This is a genomic window from Corallococcus sp. NCSPR001 (genome assembly GCF_017309135.1).
Taxonomy (GTDB): Bacteria; Myxococcota; Myxococcia; order Myxococcales; family Myxococcaceae; genus Corallococcus.
The window spans coordinates 4,024,405-4,036,424 of the sequence record NZ_JAFIMS010000002.1; the positions used below are offsets into that span (position 1 = coordinate 4,024,405).

General features: G+C 69.0%; 8 protein-coding genes. All 8 read left to right on the forward strand.

Annotated features, from left to right (window positions below):
* The first annotated feature begins 30 nt into the window (after positions 1 to 30).
* The gene (glyQ, locus tag JYJ93_RS18340) at positions 31 to 1,023 is read left to right on the forward strand and encodes a glycine--tRNA ligase subunit alpha (RefSeq protein WP_206793041.1); all 993 of its coding nucleotides are present in this window, start codon (positions 31 to 33) and stop codon (positions 1,021 to 1,023) included.
* The gene (gene glyS, locus JYJ93_RS18345) at positions 1,013 to 3,121 is read left to right on the forward strand and encodes a glycine--tRNA ligase subunit beta (protein WP_206793043.1); all 2,109 of its coding nucleotides are present in this window, start codon (positions 1,013 to 1,015) and stop codon (positions 3,119 to 3,121) included. Before glyQ ends, glyS begins: the two co-directional genes overlap by 11 nt.
* Before the next feature lie 168 nt (positions 3,122 to 3,289).
* Positions 3,290 to 4,819 carry a hypothetical protein gene (locus JYJ93_RS18350; protein ID WP_206793045.1) on the forward strand — a complete coding sequence of 510 codons (1,530 nt, stop codon included), beginning with the start codon at positions 3,290 to 3,292 and terminating at the stop codon, positions 4,817 to 4,819.
* A 2-nt stretch (positions 4,820 to 4,821) separates the two neighbouring features.
* Positions 4,822 to 7,050, forward strand: coding sequence for a hypothetical protein (locus JYJ93_RS18355; protein ID WP_206793047.1), 2,229 nt, complete (start codon positions 4,822 to 4,824; stop codon positions 7,048 to 7,050).
* Between the two features lie 63 nt (positions 7,051 to 7,113).
* Complete coding sequence (locus JYJ93_RS18360) at positions 7,114 to 7,971, forward strand: FHA domain-containing protein (protein ID WP_206793049.1); 858 nt, start codon at positions 7,114 to 7,116, stop codon at positions 7,969 to 7,971.
* A 112-nt stretch (positions 7,972 to 8,083) separates the two neighbouring features.
* Positions 8,084 to 8,620: an A24 family peptidase gene (locus JYJ93_RS18365; protein WP_206793051.1), complete on the forward strand. Its 537-nt coding sequence runs from the start codon at positions 8,084 to 8,086 to the stop codon at positions 8,618 to 8,620.
* A 46-nt stretch (positions 8,621 to 8,666) separates the two neighbouring features.
* Complete coding sequence (locus JYJ93_RS18370) at positions 8,667 to 10,115, forward strand: pilus assembly protein N-terminal domain-containing protein (protein WP_206793053.1); 1,449 nt, start codon at positions 8,667 to 8,669, stop codon at positions 10,113 to 10,115.
* A 149-nt stretch (positions 10,116 to 10,264) separates the two neighbouring features.
* A complete protein-coding gene (locus JYJ93_RS18375; protein WP_206793056.1) occupies positions 10,265 to 12,016 on the forward strand; it encodes an ATPase, T2SS/T4P/T4SS family in 1,752 nt (583 codons plus the stop codon).
* Positions 12,017 to 12,020: the final 4 nt, after the last annotated feature.

Genomic DNA, 12,020 nt, shown 5'->3' on the forward strand with positions numbered 1-12,020 from the left:
TTCGACGCACTGCGAGAAGGACTCGCCATCATGTATTTCCAGGACCTCATCCTCACGCTCCAGAAGCACTGGGCCGACCAGGGATGCATCGTCACCCAGTCGTACGACACGGAAGTCGGCGCGGGCACGATGGCCCCGTACACGTTCCTGCGCGCGCTCGGTCCCGAGCCCTGGAACGTCGCCTACGTGCAGCCCTCGCGGCGCCCCGCCGACGGCCGCTTCGGTGAGAACCCGAACCGCCTGTTCCAGCACCACCAGTTCCAGGTCATCCTCAAGCCCGCGCCCAAGAACGTCCAGGAGCTATACCTGGAGTCGCTGCGGAAGATCGGGATGGACCCGCTGGAGCACGACATCCGCTTCGTCGAGGACGACTGGGAGTCCCCCACGCTGGGCGCCTGGGGCCTGGGCTGGGAGGTGTGGTGCGACGGGATGGAGGTGACGCAGTTCACCTACTTCCAGCAGTGCGGCGGCTTCGACTGCCGCCCCGTGGCCGCGGAGCTGACGTACGGGCTCGAGCGCCTCACGATGTACCTGCAGAACGTGGAGAACGTCTTCGACATCGAGTGGGTCAAGGGCGTGAAGTACCGCGAGGTCTTCCACGCGAACGAAGTGGAGATGAGCAAGTACGCCCTCCACGAGTCCGACCCGCAGATGCTCTTCACGCTGTTCGACGCGTACGAGAAGGAGTGCAAGCGGCTCATCGAGCGCCACCTGCCGCTGCCCGCGTACGACTACGCGCTCAAGTGCTCGCACACGTTCAACCTGCTGGACGCGCGCGGCGCCATCTCCGTCACCGAGCGCGCCAACTTCATCAAGCGCGTGCGTGACAACGCGCGCCTGTGCGCGGAAGGGTATCTCCAGATGCGCGAGCGGCTGGGCTTCCCGCTGACGAAGACGCCGTGGACCGTGGGCGAGCAGCCGCCGGTGCTGGAGGGCAAGCCCGCCAGCGACTACTGGAAGACGGTGCAGCTCAACAAGCCGGTGGAGAAGAAGGAGAAGGCGGAGGTGTCCCGTGGCGCGTGATCTGCTGCTGGAGGTCGGCGCCGAGGAGATCCCGGCGTCGTTCATCATCCCCGCGCTGGAGGACCTGAAGCGCGTGCTCACCGAGCGCATGGCCGACGCCCGCCTGAAGCACGGCGAGGTGCGCACGTTCGGCACGCCGCGCCGGCTGGCCGTCCAGGTCCGCGACGTGGCGGACGCGGGCGAGGACATCACGAAGGAGGTGCTGGGGCCCAGCGCCAAGGCCGCCTTCGACGCGCAGGGCAAGCCCACCAAGGCGGCGGAGAAGTTCGCCGAGAGCCTCAAGCTGTCCGTGGACGCGCTCGGGCGCACCACCAACGCCAAGGGCGAGTACCTCTCCGCGCGCGTGGAGGAGAAGGGCCGTCCCGCGGAGGCCATCCTCCAGGACGCGCTGCACGCGGCGGTGCACGGCATCAACTTCAAGAAGTCCATGCGCTGGGGTGACGTGGACACGGCCTTCGCGCGCCCGGTGCAGTGGCTGGTGGCGCTCCTGGGCGACACGCAGCTGCCGGTGGTGCTGGGCGACGTGAAGTCGGGCCGCACGACCTACGGCCACCGCTTCCTCGCGCCGGGCGCCATCACGCTGAAGGCGCCCGCGGACTACGAGGCCGCGCTGGAGAAGGCGCACGTCATCGCGGACATCGCGAAGCGCCGCGCGGAGCTGGTGCGCAAGGTGAACGCCGCGGCCGCCTCGGCGGGCGCCCGGCTCCTGGAGGACGAGGGCCTGGTGGACCAGGTGACGAACCTGGTGGAGCTGCCGAGCCCCGTGGTGGGCAGCTTCGAGGAGCGCCACCTGGACCTGCCGCCGGAGGTCCTGGTGCAGGAGATGAAGAGCCACCAGCGCTACTTCTCCCTGACGGACGCGAAGGGGAAGCTCCTGCCGCGCTTCATCGCCGTGTCCAACACGCCGGTGCGCGACGAGCAGCTGTCCCTGCGCGGCTACCAGCGCGTGCTGGCGGCGCGGCTCGCGGACGGGCGCTTCTTCTTCGACGAGGACCGCCGCACCCCGCTGGCCGACCGCGTGGAGAAGCTGGGCCGCGTGGTGTGGCAGGGTCAGCTGGGCACGTACCTGGAGAAGGTGGAGCGCTTCCGCGCGCTGGCGGGCTGGCTGGCCCAGGCCACGGGCAGGGCAGGGGAGGCGGCCACGGTGGAGCGCGCCGCCACGCTGTCCAAGGCGGACCTCGTCACCGGCATGGTGGGCGAGTTCCCGGAGCTCCAGGGCGTGATGGGCCGCGAGTACGCGAAGGCGGGCGGCGAGCCCGACGCGGTGGCGCTGGCCATCTTCGAGCACTACCTGCCCCGCGGCGCCGAGGACGCGCTGCCGTCGCAGGACGCGGGCGCGCTCATCGGCCTAGCGGACCGGCTGGACTCGCTGTGCGGCATCTTCGCCATTGGCAGGGCGCCGTCCGGCGCGGCGGATCCGTTCGCGCTGCGCCGCGCGTGCCTGTCCATCATCCGCATCGTGCTGGGGCGCGGCTACCGCTTCAGCCTGTCCGCCGCGGTGGATGAGGCGCTGCGCCTGCTGGCCCCCAAGCTGGCCAACGTGAAGCGCAAGCCGGGTGAGGCGGCCCCGCGCGAGCAGGTGCTGGAGTTCTTCCGCGGCCGCCTCAAGGCGCTGTGGGGCGAGCAGCACCGCACGGACGTCGTGGAGGCGGTGCTGTCCGTGGGCTTCGACGACCTCGTGGCGGCGAAGAAGCGCCTGGAGGCCCTGAGCGTGCTCGTGGGCCACTCGGACTTCCAGCCGCTGGCGGCGGCGTTCAAGCGCGTGGTCAACATCGTGGAGAAGCAGGGCAAGGACGTGGCCGGCGGGCAGACCAACCCGCAGCGGTTCACCGACGAGCCGGAGAAGAACCTCCACACCGCCTTCACCCAGGCGCGCACCCGGGTGGGTGAGCACGTGCGCGCGGACGACTTCGCCGGCGCGCTCAAGGAGATCACCGGCCTGAAGCCCGCCGTGGACACCTTCTTCGACAAGGTGATGGTGATGGCCGAGGACAAGGACCTGCGGGAGAACCGCATCCGGTTCCTCACGGAGATTGGCGCCCTGTTCAACCAGGTGGCGGACTTTTCCAAGATCCAGGCCGAGACCGCCGCGGCCTGACGCCTGGCCGCTCTTCCTCCGCCCCGGAGCGTGCCCGTTCCCCCACCAGGGGAGCGGCGCACGCCCCGTGGATGGGGGCGGATGTCGGCGAGAGGGCGACCGGGAATAGCAGACGCCCTATTCAGTTGCCCGGGGCAGGGCCGCGTTCCTACACTCCGCCCCCCTCTGATGCGCCTCCACTTCCTGACTCCCGCGCTGCTGCTCCTCGGGGCGTGTTCGATTGAATCCGAACCGAACCCGCCTCCGTCCACCCGCTTCGTGTACCCCAGCGGGGTGGCCTTCTGGCGCCCTCCAGCGGCGGGCGGCCCGTCGGCGAGCAATGGCTACCTGTTCGTCGCGAACGCCAACTTCGACAACTGCTACGACTCCGGTTCGGTGGTGGCGCTGAACCTGGACACGCTGAGCACGCAGGTGGACGGGCAGACCGTCACGGTGCCCCACCTGGGCGGCGCGCTCCCGGACGCTCCGCTCGCTTTCGAGGACCTGGCGTCCGCGGACGAGTCGCTCGTGCAGATCCGCAGCTTCGCGGGCGAATTGGGCCTGTGGGTGAACCCGGCCACGGGGCTGCCGCGCCTGTTCGTGCCCTCGCGCGCGGAGGGCAACAACCTGAACGCGGTGGACGTGAGCCTGGAGGCCAACGGCGCTCCGGTGCTCACCTGCGTGCAGGGCGGCATGGACTGCCGCACCGGCGCGTTGTCGCTCACCGAGGACATCCCGTCGTCCCTCAGCGACGAGGGGCGCGCGGACCTGCCCCGCGCTCCGTCGCCTATCGGCGTGACGGTGGATGAGGCGAGCGGCAACCTGTACGTGACGCACTCGGAGGCGGCGGACTCGCCCGCCAGGTCCAGCAGCAACTTCGAGAGCTACCTGGCCACGGTGAAGCTGGACAACCCCACGCGGGACTCGCTGGGCTTCATCTCGCTGTCTCCCGAGGGCTACCTCTACGGCGGCTCGGATTCGGTGACGGTGGGCACGGGCTTCCTCTACGTGACGGGCCGCAACTTCGTGGCCGGCATCAGCGGCACCGTGGCCGGCAACTTCGTGCTGCGGCTGGTGGACAAGAACGACCCCGGCACCATCCTGGAGCCCTCGCTGCAGGCGGAGTACCGCATCCGCGAGGCGCGCGCCGCGCGCGTGGTGCCCCGTCCGGTGACGGCGGAGGAGCGGGCGGTGCGTCCGAACTTCGTGCGCGAGCGGCTGTACATGCTGGCGCGCGGCCCGGACACGCTGCTCACGCTCGACTTCGAATATGACGCGGTGCCGGGCGGCACCTCCACGCAGCCCTTCTTCCGCGTGGTCTCCGCGGTGCCCATGCCCGACGGCGTGAGCGACATGCAGATCATCTCGCGGACGCCGGGCGCGTCCAACGCGGACACCCACATCATCGCGGTGACGAGCACCGGCGACAGCGCGGTGTCCCTCTACGACGAGGCGCTCGGGCAGGTCGTGGCGCAGGTGCCGCTCGTCAACAACCAGAACCAGACCAGCAACCCGTCCCAGGCCTTCGGGCTGACGGTGGACAACCCCGCCGGGACGAACGCGGCGCGGCTGTTCGTGACCAACTTCGGTGACAGCCAGGTGGCCATCGTGGACATCCCCGACCTGTCGCGTCCCCAGGACGCGCGGCTGGTGGCCAGGCTGGGCATCCAGCAGCAGCGTGATCCGAACCAGGGCACCAGCGTGTGCCAGGAGAACTGACCTTGAAGCGCGGCTTTCTTGCTGCCCTGGTGCTGAGCGGCGCGAGCCTCGCGCTCGCCTGCTCCGACACCACCTCCACCGCGGGCGCCGCCGGGCTTTCCGGCACGTACGACGTGGTGCTCTCCAACCAGCTCGTCTTCGTCACCTCGCAGGACCGGGATGAGCTGCGCGTGCTGGACCTGACGCGCACGCCGCGTGAGTTCATCCCCGCGCCCAACCCGCTGGAGCCCCTGGCCATCCCCGTCATCGCGCGGCCGGACTCGCTCACCCGCGACGTGGGCTACGACGGCGACGGCAATGACGTGTCCGGCCCGTACATCTACGCGCGCAGCTCCGGCGGCCGCGGCATCTCCGTGGTGGCCGCGGACCGCGCGCGCCTCAACGAGGTGACGCGCCTGGCGACCGGCCAGCTCATCACCGCCTTCACCGCGCACGCCCCGGTGGCGGAGGGCGCGCCGAGCGTCCTGTACTACGCGCTCCAGACGCGCCCGGAGGCCGCCGAGCAGCTCTGCGGTCCCTTCGGTGGCGGGGTGGTGATGCGCCAGGACCTGCCCGGCCCGGAGGGCTTCGACGCGGCCGCGCTGCCTCCCGCGCTGCCCGTCTTCTGCCTCAAGCCCGCGGACACGGTGATGTCCATGACCACGCTGCCCGCGCGGGCGGACGTGGTGGACTCGCTGGTGGTCGCCATCCGCAACGTGTCCGGCACCAGCCGGCTCGTGCGCGTCGTCGCGGACGGGGCCTCCGTGGAGATTCCGTACAAGCGGCCGCGTCCGGCGCCCTACGCGGTGCCCAACTACGCGGACCTGGTGGACATCCCGGCGCGGCTCGTGGCCACGCACCCCAGCTACAGCGTGCCCAAGCCCAAGCTCGACGATGGGAACTGCCCGGCGGGCACGGTGGTGAAGACCCAGACCGACGGGACGACGAGCTGCATCGAGCCCTGGCCCGCGGGCCGCTTCGTGTTCGTGGTGCTGGACGAGCTGACGTGCAACTCGTCCGACTGCGAGGGCGTCATCGCGCTCGACAACGGGGCGGATCCGGTGAATGCGCCGTCCGCGGCGCCGGTGCTCGCCCGCGACATCACCGGCGCGCCCATGCTGACCCTGCGGACGTCCGCGGGCCTGCCCACGGGCCTCACGCTGCGCTCGGGCCTGGAGGTCCGTGAGATCCTGGCGGACAGCGTGCCCTACATCACCCCCATTCCGCTCCTGGGAATCATGCCGTCGTCCGACGGGAAGATCACCCTGTTCCGCGCGGACGAGCGGCGCCCGTTCAACCTGGACCGCGACTCCGCGAACAAGCCGCTGAACTCGTCGGTGTCCGCGCAGCTGCTGGACAGCAACGAGCAGCTGCGCTCGGATCAGTTCCAGGGCATCACCGTGACCCAGCCCGGCTGTCCCCAGGTGCAGGACGCGACCAACGCCACGGCGTTCCTCTGCAACGGCTCGGTGCCCAACGGGACGTACCGCTTCGTCTTCCAGGGCGTGCTGCCCGGGCTGGTTGGCCTCTCCCGCGACCTGAACCAGGAGGACCCTCCGCTCCTCATCGAGACGGCCCTGGCGACGGCCCGGGGCGTGATTCCCGGCGACTCCATCATCCTGGCGAACAACGCGGGCGCCTGCGCGGCGGTCATCCCCATCCTGCGCCTGGAGGACCAGGGCGACGGCCTCACGCGGCTCTACCCGGACCTGTCCGACCCCGCGGTCGCCGCCGCGGCCGAGCCCTGCGCGTCCTATCCGTCGTTCTCCGTGCGCGCGGGCCCGAACGTGAAGCCCTTCGTGCTCTACGCGGGCGCGGAGACCAGCGGCACGTACCTGCAGCGGCTGGACGTCAACGAGGCGTACACGGTCTCCACCTTCCTGGACTACTACTACCACCCGGACGGCTTCGACCTGGGCCTGGACCCGCCCAGGACGCCCACCACCTACGTGCCCGCGCCGCTGACGCTCACGATGACGCCGACCCTCGGCGCGGGGAGCCGCCTCAACGCGGGGGACCGCTACCTGGTGACGCTGCTGCCGCGCTTCCGCCGCTACATCTTCGGCGTGGACACCGGCCAGTCGAGCAGCCTGGGCGTCTACACCCTGCCTGCTTCCGTGGTGGCCACGGACGTGGAGGGCTCCAGCCTCGCCTACGTCGCGTACCCCTCGGCGGACGGCGTGCTCCAGGTGGCCCTGGAGTCGATCACCGACAACCTGGACAACCTCACGTATCTCCGGGCGTTCCAGTAACTGGGCGCGCCCGAGCGGCTCTGCTATCGTCCCTCACGTCCAGCATTTCCCGAGCCAAGACCGATGATCGATCAGAACTCCCGTCCCGCACGCAAGGTCGGCATCGCCGAGCACCTGTGGGAGACGTACGAAGAGATGGCCCAGCAGATGGGGTCGGATCGCGACGCGCTCATCAACCAGGCGCTGTTCATGTTCGCGCGCCTCAACGGCTTCATCGACGTGAGGACGAAGGGCGAGCCCGCCGTGGCGGCGGTGCCGTCATCCGCGCCCGCCGCGGCGGCGCGTCCGGCCGCGGCTCCGCCCCCGGCCGCCGCGGCCAAGGGCGCTCCGCCGGTGCTGTCCCCCGCGCCGCCCCCGCGAGGCGCCGCGCGCAACGTGGATGAGCGCCCGTCCTCCAACGGCCTGGACAATGATCCGGTGCGCCGCGAGGTCGCCGAGCGCGTCCTGGAGACTGCCGCCGAGTTGGAGCGGCTCATCAAGGGCAAGAACGAGCCGCCTCCGCCCGCCGCGGACGACATGATCGAGGACGAGGAGGAGCCCCTGCCCGAGCAGGAGGAGCCGCCGCTCGACGACATGCAGGACGAGCCGCCGGAAGAGGCCGAGGAAGAAGAGGCCATGGAGGAGCCGGACGAGGAGGAGGGCGCCGCGCTCTACCTCGTCACGGAGTCCGGCGAGCAGGAGAAGATCGTCAAGGACCGCTACGTCATCGGACGCGGCAAGCACTGCGACTTCGTCATCAACTCCGGCAAGGTGTCGCGCGAGCACGCCGTCATCGCCCGCGACGGCGGCGACTTCTACATCGAAGACCTCGGCTCCTCGAACGGGACCTGGTTCAACAAGCAGCGCATCAAGCGCCGCAAGGTCGAGGACGGGGACGAGTACTTCATCTGCAGCGAGAAGATCCGCCTCGTCATCCACTGAAGCCGGCATGACGCGGGGCCCCACGGTGCGATGGCCTTGTTCAGGAATTGACGGGCTCAGGGCCTCCATTGTTTGATGGGGGTCGCCTGCTCCTCATGGGAGCAGGTGCCGAATGACACCTGCTCAGCTCGCGTCGTGGACGATTCTGGGAGTGGCCCTGGTGATTGCGGTGGTGACCGACGTGCTGCGCCGGCTCATCCCGAACGCCGTGACCTATCCCCTCATCGTGCTGGGGCTCGGGCTGCGCGGCGTGTCCGAAGGGGTGGGCGGGCTGGAGTCGGGGGTGGTGAGCGGGCTTCTGGCGGGCGCGGGACTCGCGCTGCTGCTGGTGCCGGGTGCGCTGCGCGGGCGCATGGGGTGGGGTGACGTCAAGCTGATGGCGGGCGTGGGTTGCGTGCTGGGCTTTCCCACGGTGCTCGCCGCGGCGGCCTTCATCTCGCTCACGGGCGCGCTGCAGGCCATCGTCACGCTGCTGTGGCAGGGGGCCGTCTGGGACACGCTGGCGGCGGTGGCCCGTCGCTGGGCGGTGCGGATGAAATGGATGCGCGAGGAAACCTCGCCCTCGCCCGCGCGACACATCCCCTACGGCGTCTCCATCGCGCTCGGGACTTTCTGGGCCATGTGGTGGCAGCAACAACATCTGGGATAGCGCGCCGTCAGGCCGGGCGCGCGCACGCAAGAAGGGGACTCACACGATGTTCACTCGCTTCACGCAAGCCCTGGCGCTCGGCGCCGTCGTCACGGTGGTGGCCAGCGCCCCTGCCCAGGCCCAGGAGGGCAGCTCCGTCAGCCTGGGTGTGGGCACCCAGAAGGTGCTCACCATTCCCGGCCTCAGCCGCGTCGCGCTGGGTGATCCGTCCATCGCCGAGGTGAAGACGCTGGGCACCGGCCAGCTGCTCGTCACCGGTAACGCCGAGGGCAAGACGACGCTGCTCGTCTGGAAGTCCTCCGGTCAGCGCATCAGCTACCTGGTGACGGTCCGCAAGCAGGACCCCAACGAGGTCATCTCCGAGATCAAGCGCCTGCTCGGTGAGATTGAAGGCGTGTCCGTGCGCATGGTGGGCGACCGCATCTACCTGGACGGTCAGGCCTACACCACGCAGGACGCGGACCGCATCGAGCAGGTGGTGAGCCTGTACCCGAACGTGAAGTCGTTCGTGAAGATCGCCCCCAACGCCAAGAAGCTCGTCGCGCAGAACCTGAACGCGGCCTTCCAGAAGGCGGGCCTGAAGAACGTGCAGGCCAATGTGGTGGGCGCGACCATCTTCCTGGAGGGCTCCGTGGAGAGCCAGCAGGACCTCCAGAAGGCGGAGCTCATCACCAAGGCCATCGGTGAGAAGGTGGAGAACCTGCTCGTCGTCGGCATCAAGCGGATGATCCTCTCCGAGGTCCAGTTCGTCGAAATCCGCCGCAACAGCCGCGACCGCTACGGCATCAAGTACCCCACGGACATCACCGGCACGCTGTCCGCCACCGCGAACCTGAACAAGGCGCTGCTGCCCTCCGGCGACGCCGTCTCCACCCTCACGCTGGGCGCGATCGGCGGCTCCGACCTGAGCATCGGCTTCCAGGCCAACGACGGTTACGGCCGCCTGCTGGCGCAGCCCAAGCTGGTGTGCGCCAGCGGTGAGAAGGCGGAGTTCCTCGCCGGCGGCGAGGTGCCCATCCCCCTCATCACCAACACGCAGTTCACGGTGGAGTACAAGCCCTACGGCGTCATCCTGAACATCCGCCCCACCGCGGACCGCAACGGCAACATCCAGACCGAGGTGGAGGCCGAGGCCTCCGAAATCGACACCTCCGTGTCCGTGTCCTTCGGTGGTTCGTCCGCCATCCCGGGCTTCCGCACCCGCAAGGTCAAGACGAACGTCACCGTGCGCCACGGAGAAACGATCGTGCTGTCCGGCGTGTTCAGCCACGACGAGCAGAAGGCCGTCGCGAAGCTGCCCGGCCTGGGTCACATCCCCATCGTGGGCGAGCTGTTCAAGAACCGCGCGTTCGACTCCACCAAGCGCGAGCTGGTGATCTTCGTCACCCCGCGCATCGTGAATCCGGACTCGGACAAGGTCCGCAGCATCATCGAGGACGTGAAGACCCGCTACAAGCAGGCCCGCTCCGAGGTGAACTTCAACATCTTCGACTGACGGCCTTCCTCGCCGTCACGTTGGATCCGGGCCGGCTCCGTCCCCGCTTCAGAGGGGGAGGGTGCCGGCCCGTCCGTTTCCGGGCAGCAGGCGGGCGAGCGTCGCAGGAGTCTTTGAGGTCGTAGGAGGGCTTGGTAGCATCCCGACCCATGTTTCTCATCACGCTGACGGAGAAGGGCGGCGGTTCGGAGCAGCGGGAGTACCCCAAGAACGAGATCACGATCGGCCGGATTGCTGGCAACGACATCGTGCTCGCCAAGGGGAACGTCTCCAAGACCCACTCCCGCATCGTCGAAAAGGATGGGCGCTTCATCATCGTGGACATGAAGTCCACGAACGGCACCTTCGTGAACGGCAAGAAGATCGCCGGTCCCATGGTGCTCAAGCCCACCGACCAGGTCTCCATCGGCGACTACATCCTCAACGTCGAGCCGCTGGAAGACGAGCCCGCGGAAGAGGCCTACGACGAGGAGCAGGGCGAGGAGGCCTACGAGGAAGAGGCCTACGAAGAGGAGGAGCCCTACGAGGAGGAGGAGCCCGCGCCCGCCCCCGCGGCTCCCAGCCGCATGCCCGCGTCCATGGCCGCGGCCATGGCGAAGAACAAGCGCAAGGTGGACCCCCGGCTGGAGCGCTACTCGCGGCTCCAGAAGGAGATCCACGACCGGCTCATCGAGTACCTGGACCTGCGCCGCATGGACATGGACCGGCTCGGGGACGAGGAGCTCTGGCGCCGCACCGAAAAGGCCATCCGGGACATCATCGACCAGATGGAGGCGGACCAGGAGCTCCCCGGGGACGTGGACCGGGAGGAGCTGCTCACCGACGTCATCAACGAGGCGCTGGGCCTGGGGCCCCTGGAGGCGTTCCTCGCGTCGGAAGAGATCAGCGAGATCATGGTGAACCACGCCAACCAGATCTACATCGAGCGCAAGGGCAAGCTGACCCTGTCGGAGAAGACGTTCTCCTCCAACCAGGCGGTGCTCGGCGTCATCGAGCGCATCGTGGCGCCCATTGGCCGCCGCATCGACGAATCCAGCCCGCTGGTGGACGCGCGCCTCAAGGACGGCAGCCGCGTGAACGCCATCATCCCGCCGCTGGCGCTCAAGGGTCCCTGCATCACCATCCGCAAGTTCAAGAAGGACGCGCTGAAGATCCAGGACCTCATCAAATACAAGACCGTCACCGCGCAGATGGCGGAGTTCCTGGAGATGTGCGTCACGGCCCGGCGCAACATCGTCATCTCCGGCGGCACGGGCTCCGGGAAGACGACGACGCTGAACATCATCAGCTCGTTCATCCCGGAGGGTGAGCGCATCATCACGGTGGAGGACGCGGCGGAGCTTCAGCTGCCGCAGGACCACTGGGTGCAACTGGAGAGCCGCCCGCCCAACCTGGAAGGCAAGGGCGCCATCACCATCCGCGAGCTGGTGAAGAACTGCCTGCGCATGCGGCCGGACCGCATCGTGGTGGGCGAGTGCCGCTCCGGTGAGACGCTGGACATGCTCCAGGCCATGAACACCGGCCACGACGGCTCGCTCACCACGCTGCACGCGAACACGCCGCGCGACGCGATTGCCCGCCTGGAGACGATGGTGCTCATGTCCGGCATGGAGCTGCCGGTGAAGGCCATCCGCGAGCAGATCGCCAGCGCCGTGCACCTCATCGTGCAGCAGACGCGCTTCTCCGACGGCTCCCGCAAGATCTGCTTCATCACGGAGGTGTCCGGCATGGAGGTCGACATCGTGACCCTGCAGGACATCTTCTATTACAAGCAGGACGGCTTCACGGAGGACCACAAGGTGCGCGGTCGCTACGTGGCGTCGGGCTTCGTCCCGAAGTTCTACGACGAGCTCCAGCGCAAGGGCATCCCCGTGAACATGAGCATCTTCCGCGAGGACTGACGCG

Bases quoted from the DNA above. Each gene is read 5' to 3' on its own strand.
- glyQ (WP_206793041.1), top strand. From the start codon at position 31: ATGTATTTCCAGGACCTCATCCTCACGCTCCAGAAGCACTGGGCCGAC.
- JYJ93_RS18350 (WP_206793045.1), top strand. From the start codon at position 3,290: ATGCGCCTCCACTTCCTGACTCCCGCGCTGCTGCTCCTCGGGGCGTGT.
- JYJ93_RS18360 (WP_206793049.1), top strand. From the start codon at position 7,114: ATGATCGATCAGAACTCCCGTCCCGCACGCAAGGTCGGCATCGCCGAG.
- JYJ93_RS18365 (WP_206793051.1), top strand. From the start codon at position 8,084: ATGACACCTGCTCAGCTCGCGTCGTGGACGATTCTGGGAGTGGCCCTG.
- JYJ93_RS18370 (WP_206793053.1), top strand. From the start codon at position 8,667: ATGTTCACTCGCTTCACGCAAGCCCTGGCGCTCGGCGCCGTCGTCACG.
- JYJ93_RS18375 (WP_206793056.1), top strand. From the start codon at position 10,265: ATGTTTCTCATCACGCTGACGGAGAAGGGCGGCGGTTCGGAGCAGCGG.